17 protein-coding genes and 1 pseudogene are annotated in these 25,584 nt (G+C 70.0%); 4 read left to right on the top strand and 14 right to left on the bottom strand.

Annotation, left to right across the window (positions count from 1 at the left end):
• Positions 1–89 precede the first annotated feature (89 nt).
• The 3 genes from AB0D57_RS30515 to AB0D57_RS30525 are packed head-to-tail and all read right to left on the bottom strand — an operon-like array spanning position 90 to position 3,796.
• A complete protein-coding gene (locus tag AB0D57_RS30515) occupies positions 90–1,037 on the bottom strand; it encodes a carbohydrate ABC transporter permease (protein WP_362080138.1) in 948 nt (315 codons plus the stop codon).
• Between the two features lie 8 nt (positions 1,038–1,045).
• Positions 1,046–2,080: an ABC transporter permease subunit gene (locus tag AB0D57_RS30520; RefSeq protein ID WP_362080065.1), complete on the bottom strand. Its 1,035-nt coding sequence runs from the start codon at positions 2,078–2,080 to the stop codon at positions 1,046–1,048.
• Positions 2,081–2,107: 27 nt separating this feature from the next.
• Positions 2,108–3,796 carry an extracellular solute-binding protein gene (locus AB0D57_RS30525; RefSeq protein WP_362080068.1) on the bottom strand — a complete coding sequence of 563 codons (1,689 nt, stop codon included), beginning with the start codon at positions 3,794–3,796 and terminating at the stop codon, positions 2,108–2,110.
• A 361-nt stretch (positions 3,797–4,157) separates the two neighbouring features.
• On the opposite strand from AB0D57_RS30525, the gene AB0D57_RS30530 reads away from it, so the two are divergent.
• A complete protein-coding gene (locus AB0D57_RS30530; RefSeq protein ID WP_362080071.1) occupies positions 4,158–7,013 on the top strand; it encodes a glycoside hydrolase family 3 C-terminal domain-containing protein in 2,856 nt (951 codons plus the stop codon).
• 142 nt (positions 7,014–7,155) lie between these two features.
• Here the strand turns inward: AB0D57_RS30530 and AB0D57_RS30535 are convergent, their stop codons facing one another.
• The 3 genes from AB0D57_RS30535 to AB0D57_RS30545 all read right to left on the bottom strand — a co-directional run bounded on the left by AB0D57_RS30535 (position 7,156) and on the right by AB0D57_RS30545 (position 12,960).
• Complete coding sequence (locus AB0D57_RS30535; RefSeq protein ID WP_362080073.1) at positions 7,156–8,601, bottom strand: aldehyde dehydrogenase family protein; 1,446 nt, start codon at positions 8,599–8,601, stop codon at positions 7,156–7,158.
• A gap of 425 nt (positions 8,602–9,026) precedes the next feature.
• On the bottom strand, positions 9,027–10,685 hold the full coding sequence (locus AB0D57_RS30540) for a PucR family transcriptional regulator (protein WP_362080076.1): 1,659 nt from the start codon (positions 10,683–10,685) through the stop codon (positions 9,027–9,029).
• 133 nt (positions 10,686–10,818) lie between these two features.
• Positions 10,819–12,960 (bottom strand): ATP-binding protein, encoded by a 2,142-nt coding sequence (locus AB0D57_RS30545; RefSeq protein ID WP_362080079.1) that lies wholly within the window; start codon positions 12,958–12,960, stop codon positions 10,819–10,821.
• A 300-nt stretch (positions 12,961–13,260) separates the two neighbouring features.
• Between AB0D57_RS30545 and gabT the strand changes: the two genes are divergently transcribed.
• Both gabT and AB0D57_RS30555 read left to right on the top strand, forming a co-directional pair.
• Positions 13,261–14,595: a 4-aminobutyrate--2-oxoglutarate transaminase gene (gene gabT / locus AB0D57_RS30550; RefSeq protein ID WP_362080082.1), complete on the top strand. Its 1,335-nt coding sequence runs from the start codon at positions 13,261–13,263 to the stop codon at positions 14,593–14,595.
• Between the two features lie 169 nt (positions 14,596–14,764).
• Positions 14,765–15,587, top strand: a pseudogene (locus AB0D57_RS30555) (phosphatase PAP2 family protein).
• Between the two features lie 210 nt (positions 15,588–15,797).
• Here the strand turns inward: AB0D57_RS30555 and AB0D57_RS30560 are convergent.
• From AB0D57_RS30560 to AB0D57_RS30590, 7 genes are all read right to left on the bottom strand, one after another.
• Positions 15,798–16,247 carry a hypothetical protein gene (locus AB0D57_RS30560; RefSeq protein WP_362080086.1) on the bottom strand — a complete coding sequence of 150 codons (450 nt, stop codon included), beginning with the start codon at positions 16,245–16,247 and terminating at the stop codon, positions 15,798–15,800.
• A 164-nt stretch (positions 16,248–16,411) separates the two neighbouring features.
• Positions 16,412–17,848 carry an FAD-dependent oxidoreductase gene (locus AB0D57_RS30565; protein WP_362080089.1) on the bottom strand — a complete coding sequence of 479 codons (1,437 nt, stop codon included), beginning with the start codon at positions 17,846–17,848 and terminating at the stop codon, positions 16,412–16,414.
• Positions 17,849–17,877: 29 nt separating this feature from the next.
• Positions 17,878–18,678, bottom strand: coding sequence for an ABC transporter permease (locus AB0D57_RS30570; RefSeq protein ID WP_362080092.1), 801 nt, complete (start codon positions 18,676–18,678; stop codon positions 17,878–17,880).
• Positions 18,679–19,602 (bottom strand): ABC transporter permease, encoded by a 924-nt coding sequence (locus tag AB0D57_RS30575; RefSeq protein WP_362080095.1) that lies wholly within the window; start codon positions 19,600–19,602, stop codon positions 18,679–18,681.
• Positions 19,602–20,780 (bottom strand): ABC transporter ATP-binding protein, encoded by a 1,179-nt coding sequence (locus AB0D57_RS30580; RefSeq protein WP_362080099.1) that lies wholly within the window; start codon positions 20,778–20,780, stop codon positions 19,602–19,604. Before AB0D57_RS30580 ends, AB0D57_RS30575 begins: the two co-directional genes overlap by 1 nt.
• 162 nt (positions 20,781–20,942) lie before the next feature.
• A complete protein-coding gene (locus AB0D57_RS30585; protein ID WP_362080102.1) occupies positions 20,943–22,190 on the bottom strand; it encodes a spermidine/putrescine ABC transporter substrate-binding protein in 1,248 nt (415 codons plus the stop codon).
• Between the two features lie 76 nt (positions 22,191–22,266).
• Positions 22,267–23,790, bottom strand: a complete 1,524-nt coding sequence (locus AB0D57_RS30590; protein ID WP_362080105.1) for a gamma-aminobutyraldehyde dehydrogenase — start codon at positions 23,788–23,790, stop codon at positions 22,267–22,269.
• 208 nt (positions 23,791–23,998) lie between these two features.
• Here AB0D57_RS30590 and AB0D57_RS30595 point away from each other — a divergent pair, with 208 nt between their 5' ends.
• Complete coding sequence (locus tag AB0D57_RS30595; RefSeq protein WP_362080108.1) at positions 23,999–24,565, top strand: NADAR family protein; 567 nt, start codon at positions 23,999–24,001, stop codon at positions 24,563–24,565.
• 30 nt (positions 24,566–24,595) lie between these two features.
• Here AB0D57_RS30595 and AB0D57_RS30600 read toward each other — a convergent pair whose 3' ends face one another.
• On the bottom strand, positions 24,596–25,573 hold the full coding sequence (locus AB0D57_RS30600) for a DUF4190 domain-containing protein (RefSeq protein ID WP_362080111.1): 978 nt from the start codon (positions 25,571–25,573) through the stop codon (positions 24,596–24,598).
• Positions 25,574–25,584: the final 11 nt, after the last annotated feature.

The raw sequence follows: 25,584 nt of genomic DNA on the forward strand, positions 1-25,584 counted from the left end.
AGGGGCGCGGGGAACTGCGCGACCAGCCCCCACAGCCCGCAGTTGAAGAACAGGCCGCGTTCTTCGGCGAAACCCGGCGGAACGAGCCGTCAGCCCTTGATCGCGCCGGTCAACATGCCCTTCTTGAAATGCTTCTGGACGAAGGGAGACAGCACGGCAACCGGAAGAAGCGCCATCACCATGACCGCCATCTGTATGGCCAACCCCGACAACTGCCCGGTCCTGATGGCCTGGCTGAGCCCGACCGGTGCCTCCTGCCTCTGCACCAGCTGGATCATGATGTTCTGCAACGGCATCATGTCCTGGTCGTTCAGGTAGAGCGACGCGTTGAACCAGGCGCTCCAGTACCCGACGGCGTAGAACAGCGTGATCACCGCGAGGACCGCCCGCGACAGCGGCATGACGATCTGCCAGAGGACCCGGAAGTCCCCGGCCCCGTCGATCCGCGCGCTGTCGATGAGTTCCTGCGAGATCCCCATGAAGAAGCCGCGCAGCACCAGGATGTTGAAGACGCTCAGCGCGCTCGGCAGGATCAGCGCGAGATAGCTGTCCGTCAGGCCGAGGGACTGCACCAGCAGGTAGGTGGGGATGAGGCCGGCGCTGAAGAACATGGTCGCCAGCAGCGTCATCAGGATCCAGCGGTGGGCGAGGGATCCGCTGCGGGACAGGCCGTAGGCGCACAGGACGGACACCGCCATCGAGAACAACGTGCCGACCAGGGTGACGAGGATGCTGATGATCGCGGCGCGGGTGACCTGGCCGCCGTTGAGCAGTTCCTGGTAGGCGATGAAGGTGATGCCCTTGGGCACCATCACGAGACCGCCCGCCTCGTCGATGGTCTTCCGCGAGGAGAGGCTGGTGACGATCACGATCCACAGCGGGAAGAGGACCGCCAGGCAGGCGAACGACAGGGCGATGCCCTTGCCCGCGAGGCCGGCCTTCGAGGGCTCTTCCTCCCATGCCGGGCGCGGAGGCGCGGCCCACCAGCGGGGCGCCTTCTCCTGTACCGGCTCGGTGTCCTGGCGCGGCTCCCACATCACGGACGTCACTTCTTGTACACCCCCTGCTCACCCATGAGATGGGCGATCTTGTTCGCGGCGAAGACCAGGCCGATGCTGACCACGCCCTTGATGAGACCGGCGGCGGCCGCGTAGCCGAAGTCCTGGTTGCGCACGCCGTTCCACCACACGAAGGTGTCGAGGACCTCCCCCGCGTTCGTTCCGACGCCGTCGCGTTGCAGCAGGATCTGTTCGAACCCGACGGTCAGGGCGTCGCCGACGCGCAGCACGAGGAGGAGGGCGATCACCGGCCGCAGGGCGGGAAGCGTGACGTGCCACATGCGGCGCCAGCGTCCGGCGCCGTCCATCGCGGCGGCCTCGTAGTGGTCCGGGGGCACCGAGGCCAGGGCTGCGAGGAAGACGATGATCCCCCAGCCGGCGTCCTTCCACACGCTCTGCGCGGTGATGAGGAAGGCAAAGGTGTCCGGGTTGGTCATGATGTCGAGGCCGTCGTACCCGTTCTGCCGCAGCAGTTGGGAGAGCATCCCCGCGCCGCCGAACATCTGCTGGAAGACGGCGATGACCAGCACCCACGAGAAGAAGTGCGGCAGGTAGAGAACCGCCTGCGCGACGGCCCGCACCCGGGGCCGGACCACACTGTTGATGAGCAGCGCGAGCAGGATCGGGATCGGGAAGAACAGCACGAGTTGGACGAAGAACAGCACCAGCGTGTTCTGGACGGCGTTCCAGAAGGCCGAGTCCTCGAAGATCCGCTGGAAGTTCTCCAGGCCCACGAAGGGGCTGTTCAGGATGGAGATGATGCCGTTGTCGCTGATGTAGGGGTCGTAGTCCTGGAAGGCGACGACGTTGCCGACGATCGGCAGGTAGCTGAAGACCAGGACCAGCAGGACGGCCGGCAGCGTCATGAGGATCAGGACGCGGTCGCGTCTGAACCTGAGCCGGAGGCTCAGCTTGCCCGAGCGCCGTTCCTTCCGGGCATCGGTGGCGTCGTCGGACGCCACCGGGGTCTTCACCGGTGTGCTGGCCTCGGCACTGCTCCGAGGCACGGTGCTGTGGGACACGACCGTTCTCCTTGCCTCAGCGCCCGCTCAGCTCGCCGCCGAGCCGTTCTCGTCGAGAAGCTTCTTGTACCAGTCGCGCAGCCTGTCGCCGCCCTTGCTCTTCCAGTCGGAGACGGCCTGCTGCATGTCGCTCATCTTCTTGTGGCCGCGGATGATGTCGTTTTCGAGCTGCTCGAAGTCGTTGGCGAGGTTGGTGTAGCGGGAGGGCTCGGTGATCTGCAGGCCCCAGAAGGACGACTTCTTGGTGAAGGCGCCCATCCGCTGCTCCCACTCGACCATGGCCTTCGTGCAGTCCGGCAGGTCGGGGTGGGCGGTGGTCGCGGCCGGGCTCGCCACCATGACGTAGGCGTTGAGAACCTCGTTGTTGCCCTTGTCGTTCTTGACGGGGACGCCGTCCTTGATCGTGTAGTGCGTGCCCTCGACGCCGTAGTTGGTCATCATCCACTCCTTGGTGCCGTACGGCGCCGCGGTGACGTTGGCGACCGCCAGCACGTCGCGGATGACGGACTCGGAGGCCTTCTTGCTGACGAAGGCGAAGATGCCGGCCGGGTTCTGGGCGTACAGCGTCGGATCGCCGCCGTCGTGGCCCCAAAGGTCCATGCCCCAGACCTTGAAGTCCGGGTTCTGGGTGGCCTGGGAGGCCTGCTGGCCGTACCAGTTGACGATGTTGTTGTCCCAGATCAGGAACTCGCCGGCGGCGAACTTGGGGGCCGGGTCGACGGTCTGGCTCTTGCCCAGCTTGAAGTCGGGGTGGACGACTCCGGCGGCGAACAGCTTGCGCGTCCACTCGATGGCTTCGAGGTACTCCGGGGTCTCGATGCGGTTGATCAGCTTGCCGTCGACCAGGTTCCACCAGAGCGGCTTCTCCCCGCCCCCGAGCACCCCGAAGGTGTTCATCGCGGTCCACTTCATGTCGCCGCAGGCCCACACCTTGGCCCGGGCGTTGGTGATGTCCTTGCACAGGGCCATGAACTCGTCGGCGGATCGCGGGACCTCGTAGCCCTTCTTCTCGAAGATGTCCTGGCGGTAGAGGGGCACGATGGTCTGGACGGACGGGGCGGGCATCGGCAGGCCCATCAGCTTGCCGCCGAAGATGGAGCGCTGCCAAGCGTCGGTGGGGATCGCCGCGAGGTTCGGGTACTCCTTGACCTTGTCGCCGGACAGGTACGGGCCGAGGTCGGCCATCTTGCCGGCGATGGCGCTGGGTATCTTGCCCATCATGTTCCAGCCGGGGATGACGACCACGTCCGGGACATCACTGGAGGCGAGAACCGCGCCGAGCTTCTGGTCGTAGGTGTTGCCGTCCTGGTTCCGCCACTGGACGTCGACGCCGATCAGATCGTTCATCGACGTGTAGTAGGCGTTGTCGCCCTTCGGCGGGGAGCCCCAGAAGGGCGACATGATGGTGACCTTGCCGCCATTGCCGAGCTTCTTCGCGACCGAGGTCTTGAGGGTGGCGACCTCCAGTTTGACGGTGAAGCCCATCGACGAACCGTTCTTGGACGGGATGTCCGGCGTCACCACGTTGCTCGCCACATGGGCCGGCAGGATCTTCTTCGCGTCCTTGCCCGACGTGGTGCCCTCGCGCGAGCCGCCGTCCGAACCACCGCAGGCGGCGAGCAGCGGCATCCCGCCGGCGACCGCTGCGGCGGCGACCGCCGTGGAGGCGAGGAAGCTTCTCCGGCTGGGAGCGGAGGTGGCGGAGTTCGGCGTCATTGCGTCAACCCTTCATGGCGCACCAGGACACCCGGCGGTACGGCCGTCGGCTGCGGTGTCTTGAGTGGAACTGGCTGAGCTGAAGCGGACCTCGGTGGACTGCGGCCCCCGAGAGGGCAGTCCCACTAGTCGAAGCGCTTCGATGTTGCTGCGAGGTTAAGTGAACACCTGGGGGTGCACAAGAGCCGATTCCAAGATTCCTCGGAGGTGTAGAGGACTGGACAACCCTTATCGGGCGCTTGAAATGCCGGTGAGGAAACGGAGTTGTTGCGTCTGGGTGTCTTGACACCCACCCCTCGGGCGACTGAGCATCGAAGCGCTTCGAAAGCACCCCGTCGCTCCACCGCAAAGGGATCACCACGTGACCGCACAAACGCCGCCTACGCCGCCTTTCCGCGATCAGCAGCTGCCGTTCGCGAAGCGCATCGACGACCTGCTGGCGCGGCTCACGCTCGACGAGCGCATCGCGTTCCTGCACCAGTTCGCACCCGCCGTGGAGCGGCTCGGGGTGGCCGCGTTCCGCACCGGGCAGGAAGCGCTGCACGGCGTGGCCTGGATGGGCCCGGCGACGGTCTTCCCCCAGGCCGTGGGCCTGGGCGCGACCTGGAACGACGACCTCGTACGCCGCGTCGGCGAAGCGGTCTCGACCGAGACCCGCGCCATGCGCGCCCGCGACGACCGCGTGGGCCTCAACGTCTGGTCCCCCACGGTGAATCTGCTGCGCCACCCCCTGTGGGGCCGTAACGAGGAGGGCTACGCGGAGGACCCGAAGCTGACCTCGGCGATCGCGACGGCGTACACCCGAGGTCTGCGCGGCGACCACCCCGACTACTGGCGCACCGCCCCCGTCCTCAAGCACTGGCTCGCCCACAACAACGAGACGGACCGCGACACCACCTCCTCCTCCGTACGTCCGCGCGTCCTGCACGAGTACGACCTGCGCGCCTTCCGTGAGAGTGTCCAGGCGGGCGCGGTGGCCGGGGTGATGCCCGCCTACAACCTGGTCAACGGCCGTCCCAACCACGTGTCGCCGTATCTCCGCGAGCACCTTCGCACCTGGACCGACCAGGAACTCCTGGTCTGCTCGGACGCGGGCGCGCCCTCCAACCTGGTCGACTCCGAGCACTACTTCGACACCCACGAGGAGGCGACCGCCGCCGCGATCCTCGCCGGGGTGGACAGCTTCACCGACCACGGCACGGACAGCTCGAAAATCGTCGAACGCGTCCGGGGCGCCCTCGACCAGGGTCTGCTGAGCGAGGCCGACATCGACGCGGCGGTCCGGCGTCAGCTCGCGATCCGCTTCCGACTGGGCGAGTTCGACGCGCAGTCGGACCCGTACGCCGAAGCGAAGGACTTCGACACACCGGCCCACCGCGCCCTCGCGCGCGAGACGGCCGAGCAGGCGATCGTCCTCCTCAAGAACGACGGCCTGCTGCCGCTCTCCGAGGCCGCGCGGATCGCCGTCGTCGGCCTGCTCGCCGACGAGTGCAAGCTCGACTGGTACAGCGGCACCCTCATCCACCGGTCCACACCACTGGAGGGCCTGTACGAGCGTTTCGGCGCCGAGTACGTCGACTTCGCCGAGGGCGTGGACCGGGTACGTCTGCGGACGTCGTCCGGCACTTACCTGTCCGTCCCCGCCGCGGACGACGCGTCCGACGAGGTGCGCGGCGCCGAGGGCGCCCTGGACCCGGCGCTGCTCGCGGGCCGCACGGATCTCCCGCCCCTCACCGCGGACGCCACCGGCACCGAGTTCGCGCTGATCGACTGGGGCGAGGGCATCCTGACCCTGCGCGCGCCCGACGGCCGGTATCTCTCGGTCGCCGACGACGGCTACGTCCGCGCGTCCGCCGATCAGCCGGGCGGCTGGGTGGTCCAGGAGACATTCCGCCTCGAACCAACCGATTCCCATGAGAGCGGCCACCTCCTGAGGCACGTAGGGACGGGCAGGCACATCTCTGTTGCCGCCGACGGCGTAAAGGTTGCCGACGAGGCCCCGGAGATTTTCGCGCTCGAGTTCACCGAGCGCGGTGAGGACGCGGTGGCCCGCGCGGCAGCCGCCGCCGATGTGGTCCTGGTCGTCGCGGGCAACGACCCGCACATCAACGGCCGCGAGACGGAGGACCGCACCACCCTCCGGCTCCCCGCCCACCAGGAGCGCCTGCTCCGCGCGGCGCGTGCCGCGAACCCGCGGACCGCCCTGGCCCTGGTCTCCGCGTACCCCTACGCGGTGGACCCCGCCGACCTCCCGGCCGCCCTCTGGACCGCTCACGGCGGCCAGGCGGCAGGCACCGCCCTGGCCCGCGTCCTGGCCGGCGACGTCTCCCCCGCGGGCCGCCTCCCGCAGACCTGGTACGCCTCCGACGCGGACCTGCCCGGCCTCCTCGACTACGACGTGATCGGCAGCCGCCAGACGTATCTGTACTTCGAGGGCACGCCCCTGTTCCCGTTCGGACACGGCCTGTCCTACACGTCCTTCGCGTACGAGGATCTCGAAGTCACCGCGTCGGACGCCGGGTTGAAGGTCTCCTTCACCGTCACCAACACGGGCGAGGCCCCCGCCGACGAGGTGGTCCAGCTCTACACGCGGGCCGTGCACCCGTCGGTGCCGCGCCCCCGCCGCGAACTGGCGGCACACCGCCGCTTCCCTCTCACCCCGGGCGCCTCGACGCACGTGACCTTCGAACTCCCCCTCACCACCCTGGAGTTCTGGGACGTGGCGCACGGCCGTCCCCGCGTAGAGCCGGGCGCGTACGAACTCCTCGTGGGCGCCTCGAGCGAGGACATCCGCCTGCGCACCACGATCGACATCGACGGCGAGCCCGCCACGCCCCGCCCCGTCCGCGAACTGGGCCTGAACGCGGCCGACTTCGACGAGCAGCACAACACCGAGATCGTCGACCGGACGAAGTCGGCGGGCGACGCGGTGACACCGACGGCCGGCGCGGCGGGCGAACCGGTGGGCGAACTCCTCTACCGCGACTGCGACTTCGCGAGCGGCGTCACGCACATCACCATCGAGGCGTCGGGTGAGGGAATCGTCGAGGTGTCCCTGGACGGCGGTCCGTCGCTCGCGACCCTGCCCCTGAGCCCGACAAAGGGCCCGTACGCCTACACGACCGTCAGCGCCCCGCTCGTCGCCGCGGATGTCCATGACGTACACCTCGAACTGCGCGGCCCACTGCGGCTCGCGCGGGTCGACTTCTCCGGTTGAGGGTCCGGACAGGTCGACCGACAGGGGCCCGGCACCGGAAGGCATCGGTGCCGGGCCCCTGCATGCCGGGGGAACCCGGCATGCACTCAGACCTATATGAGAACGATTTTTCGTCAGCTACGTCTGGCGCGGCACCGCCTGCTCAGAGCGCGAGCCCCGACAGCACCAGCACCCGCTCGTACGTGTAGTCGTCCATCGCGAACTTCACGCCCTCGCGCCCGACACCGGACTGCTTCACACCGCCGTACGGCATCTGGTCGGCGCGGTAGGACGGCGCGTCGCCGATCACCACACCACCGACCTCCAGCGCACGGTGCGCGCGGAAGGCGGCCTGCAGGTCGTGCGTGAACACACCGGCCTGCAGCCCGTACTTGGAGTCGTTGACGGCGGCGAAGGCCTCGGCCTCCCCCTCCACCTTCCGCACGGTGAGAACCGGCCCGAAGACCTCCTCGCAGGCAATCGTCGCCTCGGCCGGTACGTCGGCGAGCACGGTCGGTGCGTACGCGGCACCGTCGCGCTTGCCACCCGTGAGCAGCGTGGCGCCCAAGTTCACGGCCTCCTCGACCCACGACTCGACGCGCCGGGCGGCGTCCTCGCTGACCAGCGGGCCGACGTCCGTCGTCTCGTCGGCGGGGTCACCGCTGACCTGGGCCTCGACGGCGGCGACGATGCGCGGCAGCAGCCGGTCGTAGACGGAGGCATCCGCGATCACCCGCTGCACGGAGATGCAGGACTGCCCGCCCTGGTAGTTGGAGAAGGTGGCGATGCGGGTGGCAGCCCAGTCCAGGTCGGCGTCGCTCGCGTAGTCGCCGAGGACGACAGCGGCCCCGTTGCCGCCCAGCTCCAGGGTGCAGTGCTTGCGGGGCACCGAGTCCATGATCGCGTAACCGACCTTCTCGGACCCGGTGAACGAGATGACGGGCAGCCGCTCGTCCTGGACGAGGGCGGGCATACGGTCGTTGGAGACCGGGAGGATGGACCAGGAGCCGACGGGCAGGTCCGTCTCGGCGAGCAGCTCACCGATGATCAGGGCCGACAGCGGGGTCGCGGGCGCCGGCTTGAGGATGATCGGCGCGCCGGCGGCGATGGCCGGGGCGATCTTGTGGGCGCACAGGTTGAGCGGGAAGTTGAAGGGGGCGATGCCCAGCACGACGCCCTTCGGGAAGCGGCGGGTCAGCGCGAGCCGGCCCTGACCGCCGAGGTCGGTGTCGAGTCGCTGCGCCTCGCCCCCGTTGAACCTCCGCGCCTCCTCCGCCGCGAACCGGAACACCGACATCGCGCGGCCCACCTCGCCGCGGGCCCACTTGATCGGCTTGCCGTTCTCGGCGGAGATGAGCTGCGCGATCTCCTCGGTGCGCTCGACGAGGCGTCGGTACACGTGGTCGAGGGCGGCGGCGCGTACGTGGGCGGGGGTGGCGGCGAACTCGTCGCGTACGGCGTACGCGGCGGCCACCGCCTCCTCGACCTGTGCCTCGGTGGGCACGCTGACCTGTCCGACGACCCGTCCGTCCCACGGCGAGGTGACATCGAAGGTGGTCTCACCGGTGGCCTGGCGGCCGGCGAGCCAGAAGGCGTGGGTGGAAGTCATGTGAGTCCCGGCCCTTCCGAGGTTGGTGTGTCCTTGGCTTTCATGGTCCGTGGTCCACGGTAGGGCCGGGGCGGCGGGAGGTCGTTTGTCCTGCGCGTAGGAGTCAGGGCGCCGGGTACGCCGCTTTGGCACGGTCGCGCGGTGCCGCGGACCGCAGGGTTCTCGCCCCCGCCGCCCCTACCCGTCCCATCCTTGGGGGCTGCCGCCCCCAAACCCCCGCCTTCGCCCGAAGGGCTCGTCCTCAAACGCCGGACGGGCTGGATGGTGCCGGGCGGCGCTTGAAGGTTTTCAGCGCCGGGCCGCAATCTTCCAGCCCGTTCGGCGTTTGAGGACGAGGCCGTCCAGGCCGAAGCGGGGGTCTGGGGGCGGCAGCCCCCAGGTACGGATGGGACGGGTAGGGGCGGCGGGGGCGAAAACCCCACCCCTTACTCCCCCACCGCAGCCGTCGTCTTCAGCGCCAGCCACAGCTCCATCCGCACATCCGGATCATCCAGCGACCGCCCGAGGATCTCCTCCACCCGCCGCATCCGATACCGCAGCGTGTGCCGGTGCACACCCAGATCCGCCGCCGCCGCGTCCCACTGACCGTGCCGGGACAACCAGGCCCGCAACGAGGCCACCAGATCCCCCCGCCCGGTCGCGTCATGCTCGTACAACGCCCGCAGCAACCCGTCCGCGAACGCCCGCACCGCATCATCCGCGAGCAGCGGCAGCACCGACCCCGCAGCGAGCTCCTCGTGCTCGACCAGCGACCGCCCCCGTCGCCGGGCGACGGACAGCGCCTGCTCGGCCTGCTTGTACGCGGCGGCGGCCGCGATCGGACCGGCCGGAGCCGACAGCCCCACCACCAACTCGTCCTCGTCGCCCACCGGCTGCTCCCGCGCCACGGTCCGCGCGGCGTCCAGAGCGACGGCGTGCTCTCCGCACGCGGCCACCGCCGCACCCCCGTCCACGGCGAGCACGACCAGCCGCTCCCCGTCGGGCACGACGAGCACGGACTCCCCGGAGCGGGCGGCGGCGGACTCCACGATCTCGGCGAGCCCTCCGAGCGGGTCACCGTTCGTGTCCGGCACCGCGACGGGGGCCTTCGACGGCTTCGCGTCGGCCACGCGCGCGTGCCCGTCGGCATGCGCCCGCGCGGCCGACGCGGACGCCGACTCGGCGAGGATCAGCCGGAAGGGCGCGTCGAGCAGCTCCCCGTACAGGTCCCCGGCAACGGTCCGGGCGTGCTCGGGCTGCCCCGCGAGCAGCATGCGCAGCACCGCCGCCCCGATCCGCTGCTCGGCGGCATGCAGTGACCGCGACCGCTCCGTGGTCAGCGTCAGCAGCGCGATCGCCGAGTGCACGGCGTACCGCTCGGCGGTGCCCAGCGCCGCGGCCGTGCCTACGGCGAGCGCGGCACGGGGCCGCCGCCCGGTCCCGACGGAGTGCAACTCGACGCGATCCTCACCGCCCACCACCGAACTCGCGGGCGCGGGCCGCTCCCGCAGCCGCTCCACGTCCGAAGTGAGCCGGGCGGCCCGCCGCCCTGCCCACTCGGGCGCGGTGGCGACGACGGCGCCGGACGCGTCGTACAACGCGGCCCACCCGTCGACCTGCCCGGCGAGCGCGGCGATCAGCCCCTCGGGCCCGGCGCTCAGCGCCTGCTTGGTCAGCTCGCGCTGCGCGGCGAACCCCGCGGTGACCGCCCGGTACTGATCGGCGGCGATCGCGGCCGACACCGCCTTGCTGATGGCCAGGAAGGGCGTGCGCCGAGGGACCTCGAGCAGCGGCAGCCCCTCCTCTTCCGCGGCGTCGACGAGGGCCTTGGGGATCTCCTCGTAGTTGACCCCGACGGCGAACCCGAGCCCGACCACGCCCGCTCCCACCAGCCGTTTCACATAGCGCCGCATGACGTCCGGATCCTCCGCGTCCAGCTTGAGCGCGGTGATCAGCAGCAGTTCCCCGCCCTCCATGTACGGCACGGGGTCGGCGAGCTCGCTGGCGTGGGCCCAGCGAACGGGCACGTCCAGACGGTCCTCGCCCGCCCGCACGGTCAGCTTGAGCGCGGAGTGATGGATGAGCGAGGCGAGCGTGGGGGGCATGGGGCCTTCAGGTCTTCACAGGATCTTCGACGGTCGCGGGCGGGGTGATCTTTTGGCCGCAACGTATGAACGACCTATGTCGATTCTGCCTCACCGTATGGTCAGCCGGTGACCTTATGTCCAGAGGTCCTGGTCAGCCCCGTAGATCCACCAGCAACGGCGGCGCGTGCTCGCCCCGCACACTGGTGAGCGACAGCACCGCGTGCCCGGGCGGCACCGCGTGCGCCAGCTCGGACGCGGACCACCGCTCCCGCTCGACCTGCCGCACGGTGACGGCCCGCGCGGTGGGCGCGTTCCCGGTGATCACCCGCCGCAGCATGTGCACCGCCTTGCCGGCCGGGGTCTCGGCGATGATCTGCCGGTCGGTGACGTCCCGCGCCTCGATCCACTCCTTGCCCCACACCTCGGCGAAGTCCTGTCCGTCCCAGGGGGTGAGCCCGGACAGCGCCATGCGGCAGCCGATGGCGCCCAGCAGCGGGCCGCGCAGCGGCCGCGGCGCGTCGTCGAGGGTGCGCAGCGTCAGTACGGCCCCGGCGTTGCCCGACCGCAGCCGCTGGATCCCCCGTACGGCCTCGGGCGTGACCACGCCGGTCGCGTCGTCCAGCACGAGGCAGGCGAACAGTGAACGGTCCTCCCGCACCGCGACACTCGCCGTGAACTGCGCGAGCACCAGCCGCGCCAGGATCCGCGAGGCATCGGCGTGCCCCCGCGCGGGCAGATCGATCCGTACCCGCACCGGATGGTCCAGCGCACGCAGCGAGAAGGGCCGCGACCGGCCGGACGTGTCGAAGGCTGTGCTTTCGAAAAACCCGGCGAAGGCGGGCCGGTCGAGCAGCGCGACACGGTCCGCGAGCACACCGCCCACATCCCCGGGGTGCCCCATCTGCCGCTCCCGCGCGTCGAGTTCTCGCAGCAGCGACTCCTGTCCGCTGTCCTCCAGGGCCTTGCGCAGCGCCCCGAGTGATCCAGGAGAACCATCGAGGAGCTGTCGCAGTTCGGGCACGGAGGGGAAGCGCCCGTGGACGGCACGGAACGGGCCGAGCAACTGGGCGAGCACCGTCGTCGAGCGACGGCTGTCGCCGCCGGGGTGCGGGTCGGCGAGATCTCCGACGAGTGCCTCGGCGAGCACTGCCGCGGCCTCGTCGGGGTCGGTGGTCCCGCCGTACAGGTCGAGGTCGTACACGGACTCGGGGTTCCCGATCCGTACGACGACGTCGTAGGCGTCGACGGGTCCGAGCCCCGCGCCCGCGGCGCCGACCACGACCACGGCGGCCCGTCCGGCGAGCGCGTGCAGGCACAGCGACTCGGCGAGCGGCCAGACGACACCGGCGGTCTTGCCGGACCCGGCCGGGCCGATGGCGAGCAGCGAGGTCCCCAGCAGTTCGGGTGCGAGGGCCAGTCCGGTGCCGCGATAGGCGTACGGGTTGCGCGGGTCGTCGGCGGTCGTGCCCAGCCGTACCTGACCCGTCACCAAGTCATGACGGGCGAGCCGCCCGGGCAGGTCGCGCTCCCCGGAGGGGTGCAGGCAGGCGGCGGCGCCGTCCTTGAGTACGGCCCCGGTGAACGTGGCGAGACTGTGCCGTCCACTGCGTACGCCCTGCCAGGCGCGCGTGATCCGGGCGTGGTCGACATCGCGCATGAGCCCGGCGTGGGCCTCGGCGGCGAGCCGGTCGGCGGCGTCGGTGGCTCCGGCGGCGCGCAGCTGGTTCCACCGGGCGGGGTCTTCCTCGGGCGTGGGCGGGCGCTCGTGCACGGGGGCGGCGCGGCGCCACGCGGGCAGCCCGTAGCGCCGCCAGACCTCACTCCAACGGCCCAGCCGGCCGACGCCGATCATGATGACGAGGGCGATCAGCGTGTAATAGCCGTACCAGAGGAACGCGTTGCCGATGCGGTCGTTGCTGTGGCGCCAGGAGTCGGGGGTGAACAGTTCGAGCGGCAGGACCCACCAGCCGCCCAGGTACCCGTTCCAGAGCAGCGACCAGATCAGCCACCCCACCAGGAAGGCGATCACCGCTCCGCTCAGCAGCTGCCGGGTCGGGATCTGCTCCGGCTCCTCCGCCGGGCGGGGCCGGTACCCGAAGCGCCACACCCCCGGCGCCGCCTCCGGCCGGGGCGCCCGCACCCAGGCCAGGAAGGCGGACCCGTCCGGCAACGGCGCAGTGCCCGGCGCCCGTGTCGGCCGGGGTGGCATCGCCGGTACGTCCGGCGGCCCCGCCGGGCGCGGCACCGGACGGGCATGCGTGCCCTGCGCGTCCTGCGTCCCGTCGCTGTCCATCGCCCTGCCCCCTGACCAGCCGCTCCGTGCTTCGTCCGCGAGTCAATCTAGTGCCCCTGCGGGGCGAGTTCACCGTTTACCCGGCCGGGTACGCAACGAACGGGAGAACCGTCACTCTCGGCTCTCTATATCCACCGCGGACAAGCGAATCCTTCGACAACGCCCACATGGAGCATGCCCACCCCCCACCCTCGGCCCTAGCCTGCGAAGAAAGAAGGCAAGAGTCCGAAAACACCCCCGCCCAGCGCGCCCCCGATCGCCGGGGACCGCCGGGTTCGCAAGACCATCAGGGAGCCCCTCATGACCGCACTTCCGCAGGAGCGTCGCGTCGTCACCGCCATCCCCGGCCCGAAGTCGCAGGAGCTGCAGGCCCGACGCACCGCCGCGGTCGCGGCCGGTGTGGGCTCGGTGCTCCCCGTCTTCACCACCCGCGCCGGCGGCGCCATCATCGAGGACGTCGACGGCAACCGCCTGATCGACTTCGGCTCGGGCATCGCCGTGACGTCGGTCGGCGCGAGCGCCGAGGCCGTCGTACGCCGGGCCTCCGCCCAGCTCCAGGACTTCACCCACACCTGTTTCATGGTCACGCCGTACGAGGGTTACGTCGCCGTCGCCGAGGCGCTGGCCGAGCTGACCCCGGGCGACCACGCCAAGAAGAGCGCCCTGTTCAACTCGGGCGCCGAGGCCGTCGAGAACGCCGTCAAGATCGCCCGCGCGTACACCAAGCGCCAGGCCGTCGTCGTCTTCGACCACGGCTACCACGGCCGGACGAACCTCACGATGGCGCTGACCGCGAAGAACATGCCGTACAAGCACGGCTTCGGCCCGTTCGCGCCCGAGGTCTACCGCGTGCCGGTGGCGTACGGCTACCGGTGGCTGACCGGCCCCGAGAACGCCGGTGCCGAGGCGTCCGCCCAGGCCATCGACATGATCAACAAGCAGATCGGCGCCGACAACGTCGCCGCGATCATCATCGAGCCGGTGCTCGGCGAGGGCGGCTTCATCGAGCCCGCGAAGGGTTTCCTTCCGGCCATCAGCAAGTTCGCGTCCGACAACGGCATCGTCTTCGTCGCCGACGAGATCCAGTCGGGCTTCTGCCGCACCGGCCAGTGGTTCGCGTGCGAGGACGAGGGCATCGTCCCGGACCTGATCACCACCGCCAAGGGCATCGCGGGCGGCCTCCCGCTGGCCGCCGTCACCGGCCGCGCCGAGATCATGGACGCCGCGCACGCGGGCGGCCTGGGCGGCACCTACGGCGGCAACCCGGTGGCCTGCGCCGGTGCGCTCGGCGCGATCGAGACGATGAAGGAGCTCGACCTCAACGCCAAGGCGAAGAACATCGAGGCGGTCATGAAGGCCCGCCTGGGCGCGATGGCCGAGAAGTTCGACATCATCGGCGACATCCGCGGCCGTGGCGCCATGATCGCCATCGAGCTGGTCAAGGACCGCGCCACCAAGGAGCCGAACGCGGAGGCGGCCGGCGCGCTCGCCAAGGCCTGCCACCAGGAGGGCCTGCTGGTCCTGACCTGTGGCACCTACGGCAACGTCCTCCGTTTCCTGCCCCCGCTGGTCATCGGCGAGGATCTGCTGAACGAGGGCCTCGACATCATCGAGCAGGCCTTCGCCCGTATCTGACGTCCCACCCGCCCCACCAGCGGAATCCGGCTGCTCCTCGTGCCGGATTCCGCTTGGTTTCGGCGGGAAGGTCGCGGGAGTCGGAGCGTGTGAAGAACGTGTGCGAGGTGCATGACGGGACGCGATTCCGTCTGTCGGACCCGGACCCTCTGCCGTAGGTTCTACCCAGATGAGAGATACACCCCGCCCACAGGGGACTGTGGGCGACACCGGGTCGAGGCCTCCCCAGCTTCGCCCTGGTCGTGCCCTCGCGCACACACCCGGAGCTTCCGGCTCCGGATCTCCTCACCGATCGGACAGTCGCTCGCCCCAAACCCCCCGGGGCGCGCGACGACCCGATCTGGACGGCCGCCTCGGAACTCCCCCCCCCTGTTCCGGGGCGGCCGACCTTCCTCCTCGGCCTTCCGGCCCTGTTCTTCGCGCTGATCACCTGGCAGGTCGCGGCCCACGGCCCCCTCGCCCGCGCGGATGAACGTCTCAGTGACAGCGTCGTCCGGCCCGGTCGTGGCTCCGAACTCCTCGCCGATCTGGGCAGTGTCTCCGTCGCGGTGCCGATCCTGGCCGTCGCGCTCGGATATGTGGCGTGGCGGGCCCGCAGGGCCGGGTGGGATCGCTGGTGGCTGCCGTCGGTCGCCGCGGCGGTGCTGATGGCGGTCGTACCGGCATTGATCGTGCCTCTGAAAGAACTGGTCGCCCGTCCCGGCCCACCCGTCATGGGTCCGGGCACCGGCTTCTATCCCTCGGGCCACACCGCCACCGCCGCCATCGCCTACGGCTCCGCGACCCTGCTCCTGCTGCCCTGGTTGCGCAGGACGTACGCCCGCCGTGCCCTGGTGATCACATGCCTCGCTCTCAACGCCCTGGTGGCGATCGGTCTGGTCCGCCGCGGCTACCACTGGCCGCTGGACGTGGTGGCGAGCTGGTGTCTGAGTGCGGTGCTGCTGCTCGCGCTGCGGCTCTCGCTCAGCCGGATCGGTGATCGAAGCGGCTGACCGACCAGGTCATCGGGCCGTCGGCCGCACGGGCGGCCGACGAGAGCACGGCAAGGCCGACGAGGGCACGGCGAGGCCGGGTGCGGCTCGGCTTCCTCCTGGCATGGGGGAATTCAGCAAGGTGGAGCGCACCGCGTTCGGCACAGGCCGCTTCCATGGTCGAGACCTCTGACCGTCACCGGGCGTTACCGGGGTCCGGCCCCGCCCCGGTTATCGGTCCTCGCCCCCCAGACCCGCCGCTGCCTCGTGCATGGCCAGTTCCAGCAGCGCCGGATCGGTGAGCGTGCCGGAGCCGTCCGGGGGTATCAGCCAGCGGACCCCGCCGCCGGTCCGTCCCGGATACGGCACCACTATCCACGTACCGCCGCCCGCCGTGCGCACCCCCGTGCCGAGCCACCGGGCCGCGGTGCCGGGAGGCACGAAGAAGCCCATTCGGGCGTCGCCGAAGTCGACGAGCACCGGGCCCGGTTGGTCGATCACCCGGGTCAGCACGTCGAGCGTGGGATAGCCGAGCTCGCCCGGCAGGATGAGTACGTCCCAGACCCTGCCCGCCGGCAGCAGCGCGACCCCCAGCGGATCGCGCTCCCATTCCCAGCGGCAGGCCTCGGGATCCGGCGCCACGGATGCCAGCCACTCGACCGCCGTCTGGTCCCCTGTCATGGCGGAACCCCCCTTTCTCCTCGTGTCGACGCTGGTCGCGTCACAGGGGAGAGAGGGGTCCGGGCCGGGCATTACGCGGGTTCCGCCACTTGTTGATGGTGAGCCGGGTCACAGTGGATGAGCTGGGCGTGCGCCTGTGGATCATGGCTGGGCGCACGCGCCCCTCAGCTGTCGAAGCCCAGCCCCAGCCTGTCCATCGCCTTCAGCCACAGATTGCGCCGCCCGCCGTGCGCGTCCGCGCGCGCCAGCGACCACTTGGTCAGCGCGATGCCCGTCCAGGCGAAGGGCTCGGGCGGGAAGGGCAGCGGCTTCTTGCGGACCATCTCCAGCTCGGTGCGCTCCGTGCGCTCCCCCGCCAGTAGGTCGAGCATCACGTCGGCACCGAACCGGGTCGCGCCCACGCCGAGCCCGGTGTAGCCCGCCGCGTACGCGACCCTGCCCTGGTGCGCGGTGCCGAAGAAGGCCGAGAAGCGCGAGCAGGTGTCGATCGCGCCGCCCCACGCGTGGGTGAAACGGACGCCCTCCAGCTGCGGGAAGCAGGTGAAGAAGTGCCCGGCGAGCTTCGCGTAGGTCTCCGGGCGGTCGTCGTACTCGGCGCGCACCCGCCCGCCGTACGGGTAGATCGCGTCGTAACCGCCCCACAGGATCCTGTTGTCCGCCGACAGCCGGAAGTAGTGGAACTGGTTGGCGCTGTCCCCGAGGCCCTGACGGTTCTTCCAGCCGACAGCCGCCAGCTGGTCGGCGGTCAGCGGCTCGGTCATCAGCGCATAGTCGTAGACCGGGACGGTGTACGCCCGCACGCGCTTGACCAGGTTCGGGAAGATGTTGGTGGCGAGGGCGACCCGGCGGGCGCGGACGGAGCCGTACGGGGTGCGTACGGCCATACCGGCGCCGTACGACTTCAGGGCAAGCGCGGGCGTGTGCTCGTACACCCGTACCCCGAGCCGGAGGCAGGCGCGCTTGAGGCCCCAGGCGAGCTTCGCGGGGTGGAGCATGGCGACACCGCGGCGGTCGTGCAGGCCTGCGAGGAAGGTCGGGGAGTCGACCTGTTCGCGCACCGCGTCGGCGTCCAGGAATTCCGTGCCGCCGGCGAGGCCCGCGCCCTCCAGCTCCTCGTGCCACTCGCGCAGTTCGGCCGCCTGGTGCGGCTCGGTGGCGACGTCGATCTCGCCTGTGCGCTCGAAGTCGCAGTCGACGGAGTAGCGGGCGACGGCCGCCTCGATCGCGTCGAGGTTGCGGGCGCCCAGCTCCTCCAGCTTCTTGATCTCGTCCGGCCAGCGGGCGAGGCCGTTGGCCAGTCCGTGGGTCAACGACGCGGCGCAGAAGCCGCCGTTACGGCCGGAGGCGGCCCAGCCCGCCTCGCGGCCCTCCAGGAGCACCACCTCGCGCCGCGGGTCGCGCTCCTTGGCGATCAGCGCGGTCCACAGTCCGCTGTAGCCGCCGCCGACGACGAGCAGGTCGCAGGTCTCGGCGCCGGTGAGGGCGGGCTCGGGGTGGGGCTTGCCGGGGTCGTCCAGCCAGTAGGACACCGGCTGGGCGTCGGAAAGAGACTTCGTCCAATGATTGCGATGATTCCCACGGGTCATGGCGCTTGGGGCCATGATTTCAACTCCCTACGGCTTCTGAGCGTTTATGCCTTTTGCTTGTTGCGGCGGTTGCCGATGACCATTCCGGCCAGGACGAACAGTACGGCGATGAGGAACATGGCCGTACCGATGACATTGATCTGAACGGGTGTCCCGCGCTGTGCCGAGCCCCAGACGAACATGGGGAAGGTGACGGTGGAACCCGCGTTGAAATTGGTGATGATGAAATCGTCGAAGGAGAGCGCGAAGGCGAGCAGCGCGCCCGCCGCGATTCCGGGGGCCGCGATGGGCAGGGTGACGCGGAGGAAGGTCTGCACGGGGCCGGCGTAGAGGTCCTGCGCGGCCTGCTCCAGGCGCGGGTCCATCGACATCACGCGTGCCTTGACGGCGGTGACGACGAAGCTGAGGCAGAACATGATGTGGGCGATCAGGATCGTCCAGAAGCCGAGCTGCGCACCCATGTTGAGGAAGAGCGTGAGCAGCGAGGCGGCCATCACGACCTCGGGCATCGCCATCGGCAGGAAGATCAGCGAGTTCACCGCGCCACGCGCCCGGAAGCGGTAGCGGACCAGCGCGAACGCGATCATCGTGCCGAGGACGGTGGCCCCGACGGTCGCCCACAGCGCGATCTGCAGGCTGATCGAGAGCGAGCCGCACATGTCCGCGACCCCGCACGGATCGCTCCAGGCATCCGTGGAGAAATGCTGCCACTCGTAATTGAAGCGTCCCTTCGGTTTGTTGAAGGAGAACACCGTGACGATCACGTTGGGCAGCAATAGATATCCGAGCGTCAGCAGTCCCGCGATGACGACGAGATTCCGCTTGAACCAGCGTACGAAGGCCATTTAAACCAGATCCTCCGTCCCGGACTTGCGAATGTAGAGCGTGACCATGATGAGGATCGCGGCCATGAGGATGAACGAAAGCGCCGCGGCCGTCGGGTAGTCGAGAATGCGCAGGAATTGCGTCTGGATGACGTTGCCGACCATCCGGGTGTCCGTGGAGCCGAGAAGGTCGGCGTTCACGTAGTCGCCGCTGGCCGGGATGAAGGTCAGCAGCGTGCCGGAGACGACGCCGGGCATCGACAGCGGGAAGGTGACCTTGCGGAAGGTGGTGAAGGACTTCGCGTACAGGTCGCCCGCCGCCTCGTGCAGTCGTCCGTCGATGCGCTCCAGCGAGGTGTAGAGCGGCAGGATCATGAACGGCAGGAAGTTGTACGTCAGACCGCAGACCACCGCGAGCGGGGTGGCCAGGACGCGGTCGCCCGACGTGAAGCCGAGCCAGCTGGTGACGTCCAGGACGTGCAGCGTGTTGAGGGCGCCGACGACCGGGCCGCCGTCCGCGAGGATCGTCTTCCAGGCGAGCGTGCGGATCAGGAAGCTGGTGAAGAACGGCGCGATGACCAGGATCAGCACCACATTGCGCCAGCGGCCCGCGCGGAAGGCGATCAGATAGGCGAGGGGGTAGCCGAGCAGCAGGCACAGGATCGTCGCCGAACCCGCGTAGAGCACGGACCGCAGGAACTGCGGCCAGTAGTCGACCAGCGCGTCCCAGTACGTCTGGAAGTGCCAGGTGACCTTGAAGCCCTCCTCCAGGGAGCCCGTCTGTACGGACGTGGAGGCCTGGTAGATCATCGGCAGCGCGAAGAAGACCAGCAGCCAGAGGATGCCGGGCAGGAGCAGCCAGTACGGGACGAGACGGCCGCGCTTGCGGGGCGGCTTCTCGGTGGGCACCGGCGCGAGGGGCGGCGCCTCGGTGACGGCGGCCATCAGGCGGCCACCCCCTCTTCTGGCTCCACCGTCTCGACGCCCGCAGAGCCCGTCGTCCCAGCAAGCAGGGACTGCGCGGCATCGAGCCCGAAGGTGTGCGCCGGGCTCCAGTGCAGGACGACCTCGGCGCCGGGGGTGAGCCGGGCGTCGCGGTCGATGTTCTGGGCGTAGACCTCGAAGTCGGGGCAGACGGCGCTGTCGATGACGTACTGCGTGGAGACGCCGATGAAGCTGGAGTCGGCGATCCTGCCGGTGATCCGGTTGCGGCCTTCCGGTATCTCGCCCGCGTCGTCGACGTGCGTGAGCGAGATCTTCTCGGGACGGACGCCGACCAGGACCTTGCCGCCGGCCGTCGTGGGCGCCGAACATCGCGCCTGCGGCAGTACGAGCTTGCCGCCGCCGGCCGCCAGCACGATGTCGTCGCCGCTCTTGCCGTCGACGGCGGCCTCGATGAGGTTGGAGGTGCCGAGGAAGTTGGCGACGAACGTGGTCTGCGGGTTCTCGTACAGGTCGGCGGGGGCGCCGAGCTGCTCGACGCGGCCCGCGTTCATCACGGCGACCGTGTCGGCCATGGTCATGGCCTCCTCCTGGTCGTGCGTGACATGGACGAAGGTGATGCCCACCTCGGTCTGGATGCGCTTGAGCTCCAGCTGCATCTGGCGACGCAGTTTGAGGTCGAGGGCACCGAGCGGCTCGTCGAGGAGCAGCACCCTGGGGTGGTTGATCAGCGCGCGGGCCACGGCGACGCGCTGCTGCTGGCCGCCGGACAGCTGGTGCGGCTTCTTGCGGGCCTGCTCGCCGAGCTGTACGAGGTCGAGCATGTCCTCGACCTGCTTCTTCACCGACTTGATGCCGCGTCGGCGCAGGCCGAAGGCGACGTTCTCGAAGATGTCGAGGTGCGGGAAGAGCGCATAGGACTGGAAGACGGTGTTGACCGGCCGCTTGTAGGGCGGCAGGTTCGTCACGTCCTGCTCGCCGAGCGAGACGGTGCCGGAGGAAGGTTCCTCCAGTCCGGCGATCATCCGCAGGGTGGTCGTCTTGCCGCAGCCGGACGCTCCCAGGAGCGCGAAGAACGATCCCTCGGGCACGGTCAGATCGAGCGGGTGGACGGCCGTGAAGGAGCCGTACGTCTTGCTGATCCCGGAGAGGCGGACGTCGCCGCCATGGTCTGTCGTCATGGTGTGGTCCCTGAGTGTCGGGGTCGTAGGGGATCCGGGGCGGGTGGCGATCGCTCGCTGCGCCGGTCGGGGACGCGGCGCGCGGAGCCCGCGCTCGGTGCCCGCGGTGCCGGGTGACCGCCCGGGCGGCCCAGGCCACCCGAACCGCACCCGCCGGAGGCGTTACGCCCCTGTGAGCTTCGCGAACTTCTCTTCGTAGGCCGTCTCTTCCTTCGAGCTCAGTGAGCGGAAGGCGTGCGACTTCGCGGCCATGGCCTGGTCAGGAATGATCAGCGGGTTGTTCGCCGCGTCCTCGTCGATCTTCGCGAGATAGGGCTGCACTCCGTCGACCGGACAGACGTAGTTGATGTAGGCGGCGAGTTCGGCGGCCGGCTCGGGCTCGTAGTAGTAGTCCATGAGCCGCTCGGCGTTCGTCTTGTGGCGCGCCTTGTTGGGGATCAGCAGGTTGTCCGTGGACGTCAGATAGCCGCTGTCCGGGATGAGGAAGTCGACGTCGGGGCTGTCCGCCTTGAGCTGCACGACGTCGCCGGCCCAGGCTATGCAGGCCGCGAAGTCGCCGCTGGTGATGTCGGACGTGTAGTCGTTGCCGGTGAAGCGGCGGATCTGGCCCTTGTCCACGGCCTTCTGGAGCCGGGCGATCGCCGCGTCGAAGTCGTCGTCGGTGAACTTCGCCGGGTCCTTGCCCAGGTCGAGCAGCGTCATGCCGACGCTGTCGCGCATCTCGGAGAGGAAGCCGACGCGCCCCTTGAGCTTGGGGTTGTCGAGCAGGTCGGAGACCGACTTGACCTCCACGCCGTCGAGCGCCTTCTTGTTGTAGGCGATGACGGTGGAGATGCCGGTCCAGGGGTACGAGTAGGCGCGGCCCGGGTCCCAGTCGGGGCTGCGGAACTGGTCCGACAGGTTCGCGTACGCATGCGGGAGGTTGGAGGCGTCCAGTTTCTGGACCCACCCGAAGCGGATCAGCCGGGCGGCCAGCCAGTCGGTGACGACGATGAGGTCGCGCCCGGTGTCCTGGCCCGCCGCGAGCTGCGGCTTGATCTTGCCGAAGAACTCGACGTTGTCGTTGATGTCCTCGGTGTACTTGACGCTGATTCCGGTGCGCTCGGCGAACGCGTCGAGCGTCGGGTGGTGCTTCTCGCTGTCGTCGACGTCCATGTACTCGGTCCAGTTGGAGAAGTTGATCGTCTTCTCCTTGGCCGAGTGGTCCTCGGCCAAGACGCCGCCCTGGGACTTGCCCGCCGCGGGAATTCCGCAGCCGCTCAGTGCCGCGAGCCCGCCGACGGCGAGGGCACCGCCCGCGGAGGCGCGCAGCAGCGAACGGCGGGTGAGGGCGGCCCTGCCGCCGGCGAAGCTGCGCCGAAGAGCGGCCAGTTGGGCCGGGGCCAGGCGTTCGGGCTCGTACTGCTCCATGCTCGTGGTGCCCTTTCGGAAGGGTCGCGGCCGTGGTCGCGGCCTGGTCTGCCACTCGGCGGTAACGGGAATCCCGTTACGGCCGGTCCCCGAAGATCGTGCGGTGCCAGGCCTTCCTGACCACCGCGGTGTTGTCGAACATGACGTGCTTGATCTGGGTGTACTCCTCGAACGAGTACGCCGACATGTCTTTGCCGAAGCCGGATGCCCGATAGCCGCCGTGCGGCATCTCGCTGATGATCGGAATGTGGTCGTTGATCCAGACACAACCCGCCTTGATCTCGCGGGTCGCACGGCCTGCCCGGTACACGTCCCGGCTCCACGCGGAGGCGGCAAGACCGTACGGGGTGTCGTTGGCGAGCCGGATTCCTTCGTCGTCGCTGTCGAAGGGGAGCACGACCAGGACCGGGCCGAAGATCTCGGACTGCACGATCTCGCTGTCCTGGGCGGCGTCGGCGATGAGCGTGGGCCGGTAGTACGCGCCGTCCTTGAGCTCCTCGGGGATGTCGCCGCCGGTGACCACGCGCGCGTAGGCACGCGCCCGGTCGACGAATCCGGCCACTCGGTCGCGCTGGGCGTGCGAGATCAGCGGGCCGAGGTCGGTGCCGGGCGCGAACGGATCGCCGAGCCGGACGCTCTCCATGAGGGCGGCCGTTCGGTGAACGAACTCTTCGTAGAGGGGCCTTTGCACATACGCGCGCGTGGCGGCCGTGCAGTCCTGCCCGGTGTTGATGAGCGAGCCGGCCACCGCGCCGTGGACGGCCGCGTCCAGGTCGGCGTCGTCGAAGACCACGAAGGGTGCCTTGCCGCCCAGCTCCAGGTGGAGCCGCTTGACGGTGGACGTGGCGATCTCCGCGACCCGCTTGCCGACTGCGGTGGAACCGGTGAAGGAGGTCATCGCGACGTCGGGATGACCGACGAGGTGCTCCCCCGCGTCCTTGCCCGCTCCCGTGACGATGTTGACGACCCCGTCCGGGATCCCCGCCTCGGTGGCCGCCTCGGCGAAGAGGAGCGAGGTCAGCGGGGTGAGCTCGGCGGGCTTCAGCACGATCGTGTTGCCCGCCGCGATCGCCGGCAGGATCTTCCAGGCGGCCATCTGGAGGGGGTAGTTCCAGGGCGCGATGGAGCCGACGACGCCGATGGGTTCACGGCGTACGTACGAGGTGTGGTCGCCGGAGTACTCGCCCGCGGACTGACCCTGGAGGTGCCGGGCGGCACCGGCGAAGAAGGCGGTGTTGTCGATCGTCCCCGGGATGTCGAACTCCCGCGTGAGCTTGAGCGGTTTGCCGCACTGCAGCGACTCCGCGCGGGCGAATTCCTCCGCGCGGTCCGCGAGCACGGCGGCGAAGCGGTGCAGCGCGTCGGAACGTTCGCCGGGGGTGGCGCCGGACCAGCCGGGGAACGCGTCGCGGGCGGCGGCGACGGCACGGTCGACATCGTCCGTCCCGGCCAGCTCGTACGTGTAGACGGCGTCGCCGGTGGCCGGGTCGACGACCGCGTACGTGCGGCCGGAGGTGCCCTGGGTCAGCCGGCCCGCGATGTACTGCGCGCCGTCCGCGAAGCGGTCCTGCGCCTGGAAGCGATGGCCCCGATTGTGCATGTCGCTCTCCTCCGCCGCCCTCCCCGTTACCGCGAGGGCCGGCGTAGCTCCAGCTCGAATTGAGTGCTGATCCTGACAGAGCAAAGGGACTCCAACAAGTGATTCCGTTGTTGCCTTTTGGTTACGCGACGGAATCTGTCGGCCAGGTGTCTAGTCCCCATGGAAAAGGCAGGACGGACTGTCAGTGGTGAATGCCAGACTCGCGTGCATGGGGAAGATCGATTCTTGGGAAGCGCTGCTCAGCACGGTCGACTCGGGGGCGAGGGTCAAGTACCTGCACTTCTGGGGCCACAGCCCGCGACCGGACGGTCAGGTGAGCGCGAGCTGTCTGAGCCAGTGGTGGCCGTCCCCGTTCACGGTGGCCGGGGTCTCCTACGCGAGTGCCGAGCACTGGATGATGGCGGGCAAGGCGCGGCTGTTCGGGGACGCGGAGGCGGAACGGCGCGCGGCCGAGGCGCCCAATCCCGCGCTGGCCAAGAAGGCGGGGCGGCTGGTGCGCGGCTTCGACGACTCGATATGGGAGCGGGAGCGGTTCGCGATCGTGGTCGAAGGCAGTGTCCACAAGTTCGCCGCGCACGCCGATCTGCGGGCGTTTCTGCTGGGCACCGGTGAGCGAGTGCTCGTCGAGGCCAGCCCCCTGGACCGCGTGTGGGGCATCGGGCTCGCGGCGGACGACGAGCGCGCCTCGGATCCTGAGCGGTGGCGGGGGCCGAATCTGCTGGGGTTCGCGCTGATGGAGGCGCGGGAGCGGTTGAGAGAGTCCCAGGCCGGCTGAGCGTGTCCTCCCGCCGGCTGGGGGACCCGGTCAGCCGTGGTGCCGCACGACGAGTGAGGTGGAGTAGCCGTCGTCGTCGGTGAACGGGTCATCGGTCCCGTCGTCGTTCGGGACGAGGAAGAGGATCGAGGCGAACGCCGCGCCCAGGACGATGCCGACCGCTCCGCAGATGATCCCGGCCAGGGCGTGGCCCGGGTTCGTCGCCTCGCCCCGACGTACCTTGCGGCGGCCGATCACACCGAAGATCACGGCGAGGATGCCCGCGACGATGGACAGCGGCCACAAGCAGAACATGGCGGCCGCGACGATGCCGAGCACGAGTGCGGCGGTGCCCATGCCGTTGCTGGGCGGGAGGGGCATCCCGTGCCAGCCGTGGCCAGGGACGCCGCCCGGGTAGCCGGGGATGCCCGGGTGGCCGGCCTGCGGCGGGGCGTAGGCCGGGTAGCCCTGGCCGTAGCCGTAGCCGTACGGGTTCTGACCGGGCCCCTCGGGGGCGATGGGCGGCGGAGGTACCGGTTGTCCGGGGGCGGGTCGGGGGTGGGGCGCGTGGGCGGCGGGAGGCGCGAAGGGGTTGTCCCAGGGGCCGGGCTGAGGGTGGTGGCTCGGGGTGCCCGTGGCGGGGAGCGAGGTGACGGTCGGCTGGTAGTCCACCGAGGGGTTCGGCGGCGTGGGAGCGCCGCCCGCCCGGGACGGAGCCGGATCCGCGGGCGGAGCCCAGGGGTTCGGCTCGGGCTGCCTGGCGGCGGGCGACGCGTCCGGGGACGCGTCTGAGGACATGTCCGGGGATTCGTCCGGGGACTTGCCCAGGGCGATCTTGGGAGCGGGGGCGGTGTAGCCGGTCGCCCCACCCACCTCGGGTATCGCGTCGGCGGGTATGGCGTCGGCGGGCACGTCGTCCGCGGGTTCGGCAGTCGGCGACGCGTCGGTCGGCGACGGCGGAGTCCCCTGGTCCGGAGACACCCACGGAGTCTCGGCGGCGCTCTGCGGCGTCTGCGCGTCGTCGGACATGCGTGGCCCCC

The sequence above is a fragment of the Streptomyces sp. NPDC048275 genome (assembly GCF_040652275.1).
Classification (GTDB): domain Bacteria; phylum Actinomycetota; class Actinomycetes; order Streptomycetales; family Streptomycetaceae; genus Streptomyces.